Below are 14578 nucleotides of genomic sequence, written 5' to 3'. Positions count from 1 at the left end.
GAGAGCTATCGGCTGAAGGACAAGCGCCGGGCAGGGCAAACGAACAGTCGGACTACCGCGAAGACGGCCGGCTGACAGGACCCAGGTGGGTCAGTTTTACTTCGGCGAATCTTGGGAAAGTGGGTCACTTTTAAATCGGCGTTGACAACCACAAGTATTTGATCGATCCTGCCGGGCGTCAGCAGCAACGTGCGCCGGCTGGACCGGCCCCAACGCTCGGGTCGCCCACCTCCATGCTTCACGTTGGTAACTGCATTTTCCAGGGCAATATGCCCATCCCACATCCCGAGTATCTTGGTCGCCTGATTGTCTGTCAGCACAAACTCATCTGTGCTGTCTGTGGCTACTGAGCACTAAGCTGAAAAACGGGAAAATCGTCTGGAAACTCCTGTTTGCCGGGCACAACGTGCAAAATCAGAAGCCGCGCAACCTCTGCCTGCTCTGCGCGAGCCAGTCCAACAAGGCATACATAGCAAGTTGTGCCGCCGACGGACTTCTCCGGTGCTAGCGTAACGAAAATGTCCTCTTCATCACGCCACCATTGAACTCCAAGGGAAGCTTCTGGCTCTCAATGTTGCATAGGGAATGGACGTCGACGAGAGAGCACTCACCTTCCTCGTCCCAGACGTGACACATCCCTGTGCGCATGTTTTCCAACGAGAAACCAAGCTGAATAAACATATCTCGCAGCCTTGCGAGGACGTCTGTTGCCGACTCGTTCGACCAAACTGTGTACGTAAATGATGCCATGCGGTGCCTCTAGGGAATGGGCTTCACAAAACTTGAACCCAAGACTCTCGTTGCAGCGCTAGTAACGGACTGCGTCCAGAACAGCGAATTCCACCTCCTGGAGACCAGGTGTAGTCTGAGCGACCTGTTCAAGGTGCCTGTAGAACATCGATCGACTAAGTTCAAGCAAGGGAAGYAGTGACACCATATCCCGCACATTCAAATGCACCGCCGTAGCTCAGCCTCTGCTTGCTTGAGTACGTCTACAAATTCAACAAGTGGAAATTTCATCACCACGCTTTTCTCGATAATAAAAATGTCTGTTAGAAACTCTATTTCCATTTTTTCATTTCCACCCTCTTTGCTTATCAGGCAAAAACGCTGCTTCTGATAGGATATTTCCGCCATCAGATGCTCGTGATCTACGTCATTGACAAAAACAATCTGAAAATCGCTCATATCATTAAATGCATATCACCGGAAAAAGCACGACATATTTTCTTTAAAAGAATATTAATACCTAAAAAACATCTTTTAATTTGAAAATTTCTCTCATTTTCCTTTCCGTACAAATACCGTCCTCTCGCTTACCTCACCCTCATAAAGGCATACCACTTCAGCACCCCATGAAGGCTCTATCGAAAAGATTTTTAAATCCCCGGTTTTTGTTCTTTCTACGTACTTGCATAGCGCATCTTCTGAGATAAGCAGCTCACCGCCTGACAATTCATTAGCCCACGAAACGAGACGCTTTACCTCATCATCACTGAGCACCATAGAGCTCGTATGAAGAACGCGTGAAACGACGTTCTGCGTAATGAATTCCAATATCCTGATCGCTATGACGCCCTCAAAAATTACCAAACACTTGTGGCCGTTCGGCAATGTAAATCCCAGCGAGAGCTTCTTTTCGGCTTTTTCGTGGACGACAGAGACAAGCTCAGCATCGTGCAACGATGAATAGAAGGTTGGTTTCTTTCCCATGATTCAAGTTATCTCTTAGGCTTCCAGAGCATGATTCACTCCCACTTCGTCATCCCACGCAGGCAGTTGTTATCGGGAAGCTCTCGAGCCACCGTCCCAAGCTCTTTAAACTCTCTACCCGAGTCTCTCAAGAAAACACCGCCACCGCCGGCATGCTTAGCAGTTCCTCGATTCCCCGACCCTGAAGCAGATCCTGTTTCATCAACGCCATTGCTGTTGATTTAGACGCGTTCGTTCTAGTTTTTCTGGAAAACGGCTGAGACATGTGCTGCCCAAACTGGCGGGATATCAACCAGAGCACTCCGATCGCCATCACGGCCCGGTTTGCCTGGCTTCTGCTGCTCCGCTGGGAGTGGCGGCGGCAGAAGCCGGGCCGGCCCCTCCCCGAATCCCGGTAAATGTCCCCGCGAGATCTCTAGTCGCTCGGTGGTCCGTCGGCACAAACCCAGTTGTGCTACTCCTGGATCACTCGGTTCTTAGCACCCACCAGCGACAACTGACCTCCGGAACAAGAATCACAACGGCTTCAGAACTCACACCTTGCACATCGAAGACAGCGCGGATGCCAGACCCAGCCTTGTCTCGGTATAGCTCGATCAGTTTGGCTCGTTCACTTACGAGAGTGAGCACTTCGCGACCGCAACACTGAAGCCGAACTTGGAACGACTCCGCGACCCCGCTGAATGAAACCTCAACTTCCGTGTCGCTGTGTTGCGATCGCACGCGGTACAGCCAGAGGGCTAGGCTAGGGTCTTCTTCGGCTGGTTCAACGCCAAAACTCTCTAAAAACTCTTCTTTCGTTGGGAAGTTCATTTCACTTTTCCAGTTTGATGCGGAATGAGAGTGCTGAGTAAACTCCGCAAAAACCGTCAGCGAGAGATGGCTTCGAAGCGTTTCAGCTGCTGGTGCAGTAGTTCCTGTTGGTCCCTGAGTCGCTTCTGCCTCTAGGCCGGATCGATGCCGAGCAACCCCGGCATGTAGTCCGAGGACTGGAAGTTGCCGTACCGGGTAAGGTACTGTCGGAGTTGCCGTTCGACTCGGTTGCGCTCGCACTGCCCAGCTACGTCCACTCCTCCTCACCGTTCTCGCCTATCCAGACTGCACCGCCGGGACAGCTATCAGAGAAAAACCATATTGCAAGACCGGTTCCCTCTTCTAGCTCCTCTTCGCTCAATGGAAACGACCTTCTAAAAAGCTCAACAATATCACTAGAGTCGCCCTTAATAATATTGCCTCTTTTCCCAATCTTAATTACCCCAGAATCAAGAAATCTTCCCAGCAACCAAAAGAATGCATTTTTTGAATCTTCGAACTTACCATAATCCTGCCTCACATACATCCAGACTGCATCCAATGCCATACCCTCTGTTAGATAGGCAATTTCTTCCGCCCTTTCCTTTGAAAACATATACCATTCACCTGAATTTAATTTCAAACTGCAGAACTTTTGGATTTGCACTTTGAATATCCGGATTTCCCCGAATGTCGATCTTCCATCTGGCCCCGGTTTGATTCTGAGAGCTAGAGATAGATCTTAATGTGACTGTCGTCCCGTCTGGTAGCGGAGGCGATCTATATACACCCGGAGCCACTTTTTTCAGACTACCGCCGGAAAGCTGAGCTGCATAATTCTTAATTTGCTGTTCTGTCAAATTTTGGCTATCAAGGATCTTTGTTGTACCGGATTTGTTCCCGCCAACGCCAACAGGAATCGGTAGCCCTTCGATGGTAACGCTGCTTTGGGAGCTTACCTTACTGAAAACGTTTTTCAGATCCGAAAAATTCGAGAAAGTACTGGTGACTCCACCCGGAGAGGTTCCGTTTCCTCCCACTGGATGTGCCATACTTCCATCTGATGTGCCTTTGGAACCCGCATAGGGTTCATCACCCACAATTGGATTTGAGCCGGATTGCCCACCCTCTTTCCCTCCGCTTGGCCGTGGCCTAACAACGCCGCCGACATTCGTGAGCATGTTGGTCCCGTACCCGCCAGCCAACTGGGCGTTGCCGTACATTGCTGCGCCCATTGCAAGCTTGCTTAGAGGTGGTTCCTTCGCCAGCTCTTTACGAATCCAATCGGCCGTAGGAGAGATGTCCCCTCCAGTCGTCTGAATGGGTTCGATGCCGAAATATGCTGCTCGATATGCATCGGCAAGCTGATCTGCTTTAAATCGCCCATTGCTCTCCCGCTCTTTCTGCGCCGCCCATGCAGCAATATCGGCGTTGCTTGGCAGATATGAATTCCGCGCTGCAAGGAAATCTGCAAGCGCCGCATTGCACTGCGGGGAACTGTCTCTGCCACAGGTATAAAGGACCTCGTTGGTCGCCCTATCCTTAGTGAGTAATGACTGAACTTCCTCCTGTTCACTATCGGAACACTGATTCCGACATTTTTTGCTTAACACCGATAGTCGATTGGCCTCCTCATGATTCAGATAGTTATTCTCCGTCGCCACCTTCCCAATATTCGCGCCTGCGGCAACATCAGCAACAGACCCACCTGCCGCGCCCCCCGCCGCACCTCCCACTATCAATCCCGCGAGTTGCGCCAGCGCCTTGCGGTCATCCGGTGACAGATCCTTCTGCTCCAGCAGCGCCTTGCCAAAAGCCTCCATCGCCAACGACGCTGCGGCCCCGCCCGCAGCGCCTGCCGCAAAACTGCCGCCCAACGCCCGCGACATCAGACCACCCACCAGCGCATGCACCGCTGCCTTGGTCTCGGGCGAGGAACCGACCAGCACGTCGCCAACCTTTTGATAGATCAGCGGCGCAGCCTGCTGCGCCACCTGGTTCTTCAACTGGTTCAACTCCTGCTGATCCCTGACCTTCTGCGCATCGAAGATCTTGTCGATGCCTTGGTTGGCGTTCTCCGTATCGCGACTCAGGGATGCAACCGTGTCTTCCGCCGTCTTGCCGGTCCTGGCCTGCTGGGCCGCACCGTCGGCGATAGTGACCGTGCCTGCTGCAACCGCGCTCTTGGTCACGCCTGCGGCACTGCCTGCAGTCGGCTTTTGCGCGTTGCCCGCCGCCGTGGCGGCCAGACTGTTGGCCGCACTCTGCAGCACATTGGCATTGCCCCAGTCCATGTGCGCGGGCTGCACCGGCCCGAGGTTCGGATCGCTCGCCTTCACGCTGCTGCCACCGCTGTAGCTGCCCGCGATGGTCGAGGTGCTGCTGCTGTATTCCGCCTTGTTCTGGATGTCGCTCTGGGTCAGGGTGCCGGTGGTCAGGCTGTTCCGGGCCGGCGCTGCCGTGCTGGCCAGGATCCCGCCTTTCAGGTCGGTGTTGCCCTTGACGTTGACATCGAAGCCGCCTTTGCCGGCGTAGATGCCGCTCTGCTCCCTGACCGAGCTGTAGGTGCTGTCCGTGTTGCCCTGCGTGAGGCTTGCGCTGGCGCTTACCGTGGTGCCGTAGCAGAACGGCGGCACGCAGAGGCTGGCCTGGACGCCTGAGGACGATTCCCTGGCGTGATAGGTGTCCGTGTCCGGGCGGCTCTCGATATTCAGGTTGCGGCCCACCGTAGCTTCCACGGTGGCCCCGATCAATTGGGCGCCCTTCAGGTTGGTGTCGCGCCCGCTGGTGACGGTGACCTTGTCGGTGCCGGCCACGTGCGCGTTCTGGTTGCTCACCGATTGGCCGTTGGCGTTGGCCTTGTTCTGGCTGGCGGCTAGCTCCAGCGTGAAGCCGTTTTGCTGGCCGCCGATGCCAAAGCCCACGCCGATGCTGGCGTTGCTGCCGCTGCTGCGGCTGTCCATGCTGGTGTGGTCCTGGGCGCTTTCCAGGTTCACGTCGCGGGATGCGCTCAGGCTGACGGTCTTGCCTTGGATCTGCGCGCCGCGGCCGCTGAGGTCGCCATCGGTGGCTAAGCCTTCGGCATCCTTCTGGCCGGAGCCGGTCGCGACGATCGTCACGGCGTTGCCAGCCTTGACCGTGGTGCCCTGGTTTGTGCTCGCCTGGCTGTGCGATTGGCTTTCGCTGGTGCCGCCGCCGATGCTGGCGGTGACCTTGAGCGCGGCGGTGGCGCTGGTGCCGCCGCTGGTCACGGCCTGGATGCCCTGGATGCCATTGGCGACCGCCAGCGCGGCTTGCACGCCATAGAGCGTGGCCACGCGGGCGTCCTTTTTGGCTTCCACGGCCCGGGCGGCGTTCTCCACGGCCTGCACGGCGCTGACCGCGTAGCCGGAGAGCGCCAGGGTCGATCCGTACTGGCTCATCCGGTGGCGCTCGTTCTGGCTGGCCGCGTCGGTGCCCGGATCGAGGATGACGTTCTTGGCGATCAGCGTCACATCCTTGCCGGCGGCGATATCCGCGCCGCGCGCGGTGATGTTTTCGCCGGCGGCCATCGTCACGTTGCCGCTGCGGCTGGCCACCTGGCTGCGGATGGTGTTCTGGGTGGCCCGCGTGCCGTCGATGTGGTGCGATTCGCTGCGCACGCCGACCGTGCCTGAGTACCCGGTGCCACCCAGATCGCCGATCTGGCGGCTGGCATTGTCCGCGCGCTGCGACAGCGTGTCCTGGCCGGACAGGATGTCGATCTTGCCCTTGGCCGCGGAGAGCATGACGTCGTTCCCGGCGGCGATGCCGCTGCCGGCGATGGTGATGTCGCCCGTGTGCGCCTTGATTGCCACGGTGTTGGCAGTGATCACGCTGGCGTTCTGCTTGCGGCTCGCGAGCTCCCCGCTGGCGTTGGCTTTCTGGCTGCCGTAGGGCAACATGCTCACGCCGCTGTTGTTCGGGCCGCCGCCGATGTGGCGGGCCACGTCGCCAAGGCTGGGCAGCGCGTTGCTGAGCGTCCAGCCACTGCTGCTGGCGCTGCGGGTTGCCTGATAGGTGTCGGTGGAGGCGCGCAGTGTGACATTGCGCGCGGCATCCAGGACGGCGGCATCGCCCGCGGCGATCGTGCTGCCCGACACCAGGATGTTGCCGTCCACGGCCTTGCCGTTGGCATCGGTCTCGCCGTTGCCGGTGGCGCGCACGCGGACGTTGCCCGCGCCGCTGAGGTTGCTGGCGCTGCTGATGGCGGCGGCGCTGGCCGACTGGGCGCTGCCCTTCTGGTTGCCGATCCGCACGTCAACCTGCGGCATCGTCAAGGCGGAGGCGCCCAGCTCCTTCAATGTCCCCGTGACGCGCGACACGGCGCGGGGGTCCTTCTGCACGGCCTGCAGATTCTTCAGCGTGTCCAGCGGTGTGCCGGCCAGGGCCACCGACAGGCCGCTGGCGCTGTTGCGCTGACTGGCATCCTGATCGATGCGATCCACGCCTTCGGCGATCGTCACGTTCCTGGCCAGGATATCGATATTGCCCGCGGCGGGATCGGCATTCCGGCTCTTGCGACCGGCCACCAGGTCGCTGCCGATGATGGCGGCATCCTTGCCCGCGGTGATGGTGACGTTACCGTTGCTGGCGCCCACCAGGCTGCGGGCATCGCTCTGGGTGACCGCCAAGGTGTGGCTGGCGCCGCTGGCGCTGTTGCTGCCAGCCGACACGCCGACGCCGCCCTTGCCGGCGAAGGCGGAGAACCCGGACGTCTTCTCCTGGCGGGAGGCGCGTTCTTCCCGGATGTTCTCGCCGGCGGTAATCAGGACGTTGCCGCGCGTGGCCGCCAAGGCCACGCCGTTGGCGCCGGCAATGGCGCTCTGGCGCACCGTGAGGTCGTTGCCGGCCTGGACCTTGATCGCATCGCCCGCGAGCGTGCTGCCCGCGCCCAGGTCTTCGTGGCTGCTGGCTTGCAGGCTGCCGGAGGTGCGCCGGATGACGCTGCCGCCCCTGCGCTGCACATCCAGGCTGCTGTCGTGCAGCTCGCGTGCTTCGGCAAACGTCACGTTGCGGTCCGCCACCACCGTCAGCGCGCCGCCGCCCTGGCCGTTGGCGCCGGCTTGCACGCTGGCGCCGGTGAGGGTCACATTGCCCTTGCCGTCGGTGCGGCCGGTCCCGCCGCCCTGGTCGGCCGCCTTGACCGCCGCCAGGGTGGCATTGCCGCCGGCAGACAGGCTTGCACCAACGGTAGACTGCTCGCGGCTGTGCTCTTCCTGCTGGCGGCTCCTGCTCTGGCGCGCCACATTGTCATGGGTGGCCTCGTTGGTGACGGCGGTTGCGCTCAGGTTGCCGCCCGCGATCAGGGTCAGGTCCGTGCCGGCCTTCACCTGGGTGCCCTTCAGGGTCGTGTCGCCGCCGCTGGTGGCCGTAAGGCTGCCGCCCGCCTTGACCGTGCTGACGGCGTGCGCGGTGCGGCTGTCCTCGCCGTGGTGCTTGTCGCTGTGGTAGAGCGACTGCCGGGTCTTGCCTTCCAGGGTGTCGAAGGTGAGGTTGCGGCCCGCGATCACCGCCGCATCGCCGCCAGCCGAGAGGGTTGAGCCGGCCGGCATCACATCGCGGCCGGCCGAGAGCAGCATGTCGCCGTGCGACGTGATGCCGGCCTGCTGGCCATAGAGGCTGGTCGAAGCCTTCGCGTTGCCCGCCGCGGACTGCACGCCTTGCTGCTCGAACAGCGTCACATTGCGGATGTCCCGCCCGGCCGCCAGGCCGACCTTGTCGCCGCTGATCTGGCCGGACTGGTTCTGGATGTCCCGGCCCGCCGAGATGGCGGTGACGCCCTGGCTGCGCATCGCGCCGCCGCGGTTGATCACGTTGTCCTTTGCGGCGATCGAGAGCCGGCTGCCGCCATCGAGCACGCCGCTGTTCTTCATGGTGCCGCTCGCGTGCAGTTCGATGTCATCCGCGGCCAACAGCGCACCGTTGGCCTGCAGGTCGCCGGTGCGGGTGCGGGCCAGGTAGATGCGCGGCACCAGCACGCTGCGGGTGCTGCCGTCGGGCAAGGTGACCGTCTCGGACACCAGCCAGACGATGTCGGTGGTGAGCGCGTCCATCTGCGCGGCGCTCAGGCTCATGCCGGGCAGCATGTTGAACGGCTGCGCGGCGCGGACCCCGGCGGCCATCAGGGCCTTGTATTGCGCTTCAGCGCTGTCGTAGCCGGCGAGGTAGGTTCTTCCGGTGAGCCGGGTCACCTGGTCGCGCAGCAGTGTCTGCTCGTAGAAACCGTCGCCGAGCCGTTTCTGCGTCATGGCCGGATCGATGCCGAGCAGCCCCAGCATGTAGTCCGACGACAGGAAGTTGCCGTACCGGGTGAAGCGCGGATCGGTCTCGACCAGGTAGGTGTAGCCCGGCTCGGTGCGATACGTGAAGAGCCCGTTGGATGGCAGCTTGATGGGCGTGTTGGCGAGCGACACGTTGGCCACGCGCCGTGCGGCTGCCGTGGCACCGGTCAGCGTGGTGCTGCCGGTGCCGGCCATCGGGTCGCTCTTGCCGACATCCTCGTTCTGGACATTGCCGCCGTAGATGGTCAGCCGCTTGCCGGCGGTGATGGCGCCGCCTATGGTGCCCACCGCAACCGGCGTCAGCACCACGCCCGGCTGCACGACCTGGCCTACGTCCTGGCTGGGGTCCTTGTTCCAGGCGTAGGTGGAAACAATGCCCTGCGTGGTGCGCTGGTACAGGGTCTGGCCGATATTGCTGACCGTGGTGGGGCCGTACTGGCCGGATGTCACCTCGCCGCCCTGGCGCTGGTCGCCGATCTGCATGCCGCCGCCGGCGGCCACGGTGCTGTACCGGTTGACGAGGTTGCCGACGTTGGCGAGGATCATGTCGCCGCCCGAGATCAGGCTGGCACCCGGCTGGCCGGGGTTGGCGTCCCGCTCGGTGGCCGTTGTCGTGGTCGTGTCGCGCGCGATTTCCACGCGCTGCCAGCCGCGATGCCCGTCATTGCGGCTCGCGTACTCGGTGGCCGGGTCGTAGTGGATGTCGCGGTTGTAGCCATCCCAGTAATTGACCAGCAAGACCCCGCTGCTTTCCGTCAGCGTGTTGTAGTCGATCTGGGTGGCGACCCCGTTGATGTCGGCAACCAGGCGTTTCCTGGCGTCGTCGCGCGCGAGGATCTGGGCGGCCGTGAATGACGCATCGACTGGCGTCTTGTAAGGACCGGCCCAGACGGCCTGCGAACAGCCCTTTTTCGGATAGGGGTTGGTGGTGGCGCACGCAATGTACTTCTCGCGCTTGCGCTCGTGCTTCGTGTCAACGGTGGTGTCGATGGCGACGGTCGGCGCCGGACGCTGGTTGATGAGATCCTGCGCGGCGATCTCGAGCACGCCGTCGCTGCTGCCGCCCTCGATGGTGCTGCTGTCGTTGAACACCTGGCCGGTGCGGTTCTTGAGCAGGCCACGATCATCCCGCTCGCCGTTGGCCGCGATATGGAGGTCGCCCAGGCTGTAAAGCGTGGCGCCCCCGGTATTGGTGACCTGCTGCCGCCCGTAGACGTTCAGCGTGTCGGTGGCAGCCATGACGGCGGCCGCGCCGGTGTTGTGCACTGCCCGAGCGTTGGCGGTCACCGTGCCGCCGATCATGGCCCCGTTGTTGTTGAGCGTGTCGCTGCTGGTGGTGAGCGTGTTGCCCTCCAGCCGGCCGGCGTTGGCTATCTCACCTGGGGCGGCCAGCTTCGTGGTGGCGGCGTTGATGGTGCCCTCGGCCTCGTTGACGATGCGGCTGGCCGACAGGTCCAGGGTATTGACGGCCTCAAGCCTGCCCTGGTTGGTGAAGGCGCCGGTCGTGCCGAAGGCGAGGTTGCGCTCCGCCTTGAAGCGGCTGCCGGCGGCATTGACGTAATCGCCCTGCGTCGCCACCGCCAGATCCTGCCCGGCGTGAACAGTACCGGTGCCGGTAAGGCTGGCGGCGGTCAGCCCGATATCGCCATCGGCGACGACCTTGCCGGCGGCGTTGTCCATCTTTGCAGCCTGGATGGATGCATTGCCGCCCGACGCGAGGCTCCCGCCCTCGTTATGGAGGCTGCCGCTCTGGGCAGTCACGGTCAGGCCCGTTGCGCCATAGGTCTTGCCGCCGGCGTTGCTGAACAACTGGCCGATGTCGAGTTGCAGGTTCTTGCCCGAGACCAGCTGCGCACCCACTGTGTTGTCCAGTTGCCGCGCCTGGAGCTGAACGTCGCCGTTGCCGCCAAGGGTGGCGCCGTGGATGTTGTCGATAGCAGAGGCGGTGATACGCGTGCCGCCCGTTCCGGTATTGGCGATCTGGCCGTTGTCGTTGGTGACGGTGCCGCCCGCGGTCAGGGAGAGTGTGTCGCCCGCCTGCAAGCTGCCGCCGGTATTGTCCACGTCGCCGTTGAGGTTGGCCGTCAAGGCGCCATTGGCCAGCACCGTGCCGTGGCGGTTCGATAGCGAGGCGCCGGCAAAATGGATCGACTGCCCGGAAATCGTGCCGCCGTCATTGCCCCATGCGGCCTGGCTGCCGTCGACATGCAGGCGCTGGCCAGCGTGAATCTGGCCACGCGTGTTGTCTGCCGGTCCGCGCAGGTGCAGTCTGAGATCGGTCCCGGCGATGAGTTGGCCGCCGCCGGTGTTGGCCAACTGGCCTGCCGTGAGTGTCAGCGCGCCACTACCGCCGATGATGCCGACAGTGCCGGCGCCAGTGGCGCCGCCGCGGCTGCTGTTCTCCACCCGGGCCGCCTGCACGGTGGTTTGCCCGGTGCCGGCATTGGTGATGCGCCCGTCCGCGTTGGCCAAGTTGCCGCCGGCCAAAACGCCAAGGTCGCCCGCATCGGTTTGGATGGCGCCACCCGTGTTGTCGGCGTCGCCTTGGACCGCGATACCAGCCCCGTTCTGCGCGTACAGCGTGCCCGCGCGATTCGAGAGCGTCTGCGCCGACGCATCGATCCGGTTTGCCGTCAGCCGGGCGCCATCGGTGCGCAGCGTGGCGGCGGTATTGGCGGTGAGCGCCTGCCCCGCCGCCAGAGTGGCGCCGGACAGGTCGAGATCCCCCGACTGCGCCGCGAGCGCCACGTCGCCGTTGGCGCGTGCCTGGCTGCCGGCCAGGCTCACGGCGCCGCCGCTCACGTCCAGGCGAGTCCCGGCAACGTTCTGCCCGGTGGAGGCCACGGACTGCGTGCCACGCACGGTCAGATTGCCCGGCCGCGTCGTATTGCCGTTGGCATCGATGCCGGCGGCCAGCGTACCGCTGGACTGCACCGAGCGGCCGGCCACCGTCAGGTCCTGGCCGGCGACCAGGGCGCCAGCGTTGCTGATGGTCCCCTCGCTGGTGGCGGACAGGCTGCCGCCAGCCGCGGTGGTCCCGGTGTTCCCAATGCCTTGCGCCCCGTGCATGGCGAATGCGCCGGTGGCGGAGGTGGTTCCCGATAGCGCGACATGTCCCGCGCTATCGAGCGTGAAGTCGCCTGCCTGCGCGGCCAGCGTGCCGGCGCTGCGCACCCCGACGCCCGCCTCGGTGCCGATCAGGCGGATGCGGTTCGCGTACATCCCGCCGAGGTTCGACACATCGATGCCAACGGTGGGGCGATTGGCATCGCCGGGGATCACGTGGACACCGAGGTTGGCGTAGTCAACCTGGTTGGTGCCAGTGATGACGTTGACGGTGTTGGCCCACAGCCTGCCATTGATGGCCACGGAGCGAGCGATCAGGTCGACCTGATCAAGACTGGTGCCGTTGAAGCCCTGGCCCTCGACCTGGATGCCGCCGTGGGTCACGCGAAATGCCGCCAGGCTGCCGTCGCCGCCGAACACCGGCGCGCCGGTTGTGAGCATGGCGCGGTTGGCGTTGATAAAGCCGCCGCCGTTGACCGAAATGCCCGCACCGTTGGAAAGGATGACGTCGGCGCGCTGCCCGGCAACCTCGATGTACCCATTCAACCGGCTTGGCGCCGCGCCCGTGACCTCGTTCAGGATGATGCGCGCGGGGCCGCCTGCGCCGAGGTTCGCGTTGCCGGGCACGTAACCGCCAAGCTGCGTTTGCGTGATGGCCGTGGCGTTGTTCAGGATGGCCCCACGCCCGTCGACCGAGAACTGCTGGTACTGGTTATGCGACACGCCAGCCCCGGAGGGCGTATTGATGTTGACCATCGGCGTGCCGTTGGGCGCCGCTGCCATGCCAGGGCCGCGCCCGGCGGCGCCGTCCGGCACGATCTGCGCGCCGCTTGCCTGCACCATGCCCAGCGCCAGCAGCACCGTCCAGGCGATCGGCCGCAGGGTCGCCACCACCGGCGGTGCGTGGCCAATCAGCGTACCCGGGCATGCGCCCGCCGCAACTTTGTGCGCAACAGTGAAGCATGCGGCAACAGCCATCCGCGCGCCGCGCGTCATGTCGAAAACCAGGCGATAGCGATTGTTGTTCATTGCGTCCAGGCGTCAAGGCGTTAAGGCATTAAGGCGTCACAAACAGGGAGGTGCGGCAGCCAGCCGTATTGCGCTTTCGGATTCAGCGCACGCGTTGTCAGGGCACTAGTTGGCGGCCACGATGCCTGTCGTTTCAGCCGTTACGGTGGCCACGCCCACCAGCGGCGCGCCGGAGAGCTTGACGATGCCGGCGCCCGGAGCCAGCCAGGCGGTCCCTTCCAGCACGGGCAGCGGGAACAGGGTGCCGAGATCCTTGCGGTCGTAGTGCAGCGCCAGCTTGCAAGCGCCCTTGTACGTCACGCCCTTGGCCGTCACGTCTTCGCGGCCGATGTATTGCACGGCAACGTTGACGACCCGGTCGATCGGCTTGAGGGTGGGTTGCGGCTTGGTCGCCAGCGCCCCGGCGTTCGCTTCCAACATGGTGAAGCTGCGCGTCTCGTTAGGCTTCATGCCAACCAGGTTTGGTGTGCCTGTTTGCCCCGACACGTTGTCCTTGAAGGTGAAACGGCGATACTTGGTGTACTTGCCGTACGGGCCCTGATCGAGGTCGCCGTAATCAGTTGCGCCGATTGGAAAAATCGCGGAGGCCGGATCGATATAGAGCCGCGCGTTCGTCCCGTGACTATTGAAGATGCCATTGACCAGCTTGACCTCGAGCGTGTCGTAGCTGCCGCCGTCGAAGACCGTGGTGCCAATGGCTGTGGCATCAAAGGTTGCCACCTCGCTCACAGGTCCGAAGTTCAGCGTCGCGGTGACCTTTTGTCCGGCGGCAGGTGCCGCCAGGCAGGCCGCATCGAGCGGGTCTGTGCTCACCGGCGCGGGCGTTGTTGCGCTATCGGTGGCGGCCGGCGCGTCATTGGGCTTGGCTCCGTTGCTGCCATCCGACCCGCCACCGCAGGCGGCGAGCAGGAAGGTCGTTACGGCCATCGCGGCCATCGCGGGGTTCATCTTTTTTTGCATCCTTGTTCTCCTAGTATTGGAAAGACACCGAAAACCCGCCTGCCGGCGAGCGTGTAGGGAAATTGGCGGGCTTGACGAGACCCCAGGCGAGGAAGGCGTCGTAGTACAGGCCTTTCACGGGGCTGCCGCGCAGGCCCACCGCGACGCCGGCCAGGGTGCGGCCGGCCAGATAGCTGGCGCTTGGGCCGCCAACGGTGCCGGCATCCAGGCCCAGGTAGACGCTCTGCGCGGTGGCGCCGAGCGGGATCTCCAGATCGTTGCGCCAGTACGCGCCACGCTCGGCGGCGAGCGTGGCGTCACCATCGAAGCCGCGCACGGTCCAGCGGCTGCCCATCGAGATGAACTCGCTCGCCAGCAAGGCCTGGCCGGTGTACTGGGCGTGCACCGTGGTGATGTAGCGCATCGGCATGCGGCTGCCACCTGGCCCGCCGGGCGCCGAGAATGGGACCACCAGCGTGGCATCGAGCGTGGCGAGCCGATAGAGGAACTTGTCGCGCTGGCTGGGCGCATTGGGCGCGATCGTGCGAATCTCGGTTTGCCCATTGAGCCAGGGCACGCCGGCGCGATAGGTACGACTCACTCACATAGGTAACACTTGAGTTCAAGCACATAGGTAACAGTTTTCTACGCTGCATGGGCGACCCTGAAAGGAGATGCCCATGCCCTGGAGCGAGCTGAAACCCATGGACCAACGAATTTTGTTTGTGGTCGATCAC

The 14578-nt window shown here is 62.8% G+C and carries 7 protein-coding genes; all 7 read right to left on the bottom strand.

Annotated features, from left to right (window positions below):
- Positions 1-948: 948 nt before the first annotated feature.
- The 7 genes from AC1DQR_RS39480 to AC1DQR_RS39450 all read right to left on the bottom strand — a co-directional run bounded on the left by AC1DQR_RS39480 (position 949) and on the right by AC1DQR_RS39450 (position 14442).
- Complete coding sequence (locus AC1DQR_RS39480; RefSeq protein WP_477135058.1) at positions 949-1188, bottom strand: hypothetical protein; 240 nt, start codon at positions 1186-1188, stop codon at positions 949-951.
- Between the two features lie 93 nt (positions 1189-1281).
- Positions 1282-1713, bottom strand: coding sequence for a hypothetical protein (locus AC1DQR_RS39475; protein WP_477135057.1), 432 nt, complete (start codon positions 1711-1713; stop codon positions 1282-1284).
- 465 nt (positions 1714-2178) lie between these two features.
- On the bottom strand, positions 2179-2526 hold the full coding sequence (locus AC1DQR_RS39470) for a hypothetical protein (RefSeq protein WP_416051216.1): 348 nt from the start codon (positions 2524-2526) through the stop codon (positions 2179-2181).
- A 247-nt stretch (positions 2527-2773) separates the two neighbouring features.
- Positions 2774-3121 (bottom strand): DUF596 domain-containing protein, encoded by a 348-nt coding sequence (locus AC1DQR_RS39465; RefSeq protein ID WP_416051217.1) that lies wholly within the window; start codon positions 3119-3121, stop codon positions 2774-2776.
- 7 nt (positions 3122-3128) lie between these two features.
- Complete coding sequence (locus AC1DQR_RS39460) at positions 3129-12902, bottom strand: hemagglutinin repeat-containing protein (RefSeq protein ID WP_477135056.1); 9774 nt, start codon at positions 12900-12902, stop codon at positions 3129-3131.
- A 105-nt stretch (positions 12903-13007) separates the two neighbouring features.
- The gene (locus AC1DQR_RS39455) at positions 13008-13862 is read right to left on the bottom strand and encodes a hypothetical protein (RefSeq protein WP_477135055.1); all 855 of its coding nucleotides are present in this window, start codon (positions 13860-13862) and stop codon (positions 13008-13010) included.
- Positions 13863-13872: 10 nt separating this feature from the next.
- Positions 13873-14442: a ShlB/FhaC/HecB family hemolysin secretion/activation protein gene (locus AC1DQR_RS39450; RefSeq protein WP_477135054.1), complete on the bottom strand. Its 570-nt coding sequence runs from the start codon at positions 14440-14442 to the stop codon at positions 13873-13875.
- Between the last annotated feature and the right edge of the window lie 136 nt (positions 14443-14578).

It is taken from the genome of Cupriavidus sp. 05L411 (assembly GCF_056398045.1).
The sequence above is the reverse complement of the archived record's forward strand: the minus strand, read 5'-3'. Positions and strand labels throughout refer to the sequence as shown.

What these genes read in the sequence shown, in the direction of transcription:
- AC1DQR_RS39480 (WP_477135058.1), bottom strand. Translation starts at nt 1,188, where the DNA reads ATGAGCGATTTTCAGATTGTTTTTGTCAATGACGTAGATCACGAGCAT.
- AC1DQR_RS39475 (WP_477135057.1), bottom strand. Translation starts at nt 1,713, where the DNA reads ATGGGAAAGAAACCAACCTTCTATTCATCGTTGCACGATGCTGAGCTT.
- AC1DQR_RS39470 (WP_416051216.1), bottom strand. Translation starts at nt 2,526, where the DNA reads ATGAACTTCCCAACGAAAGAAGAGTTTTTAGAGAGTTTTGGCGTTGAA.
- AC1DQR_RS39465 (WP_416051217.1), bottom strand. Translation starts at nt 3,121, where the DNA reads ATGTTTTCAAAGGAAAGGGCGGAAGAAATTGCCTATCTAACAGAGGGT.
- AC1DQR_RS39460 (WP_477135056.1), bottom strand. Translation starts at nt 12,902, where the DNA reads ATGAACAACAATCGCTATCGCCTGGTTTTCGACATGACGCGCGGCGCG.
- AC1DQR_RS39455 (WP_477135055.1), bottom strand. Translation starts at nt 13,862, where the DNA reads ATGCAAAAAAAGATGAACCCCGCGATGGCCGCGATGGCCGTAACGACC.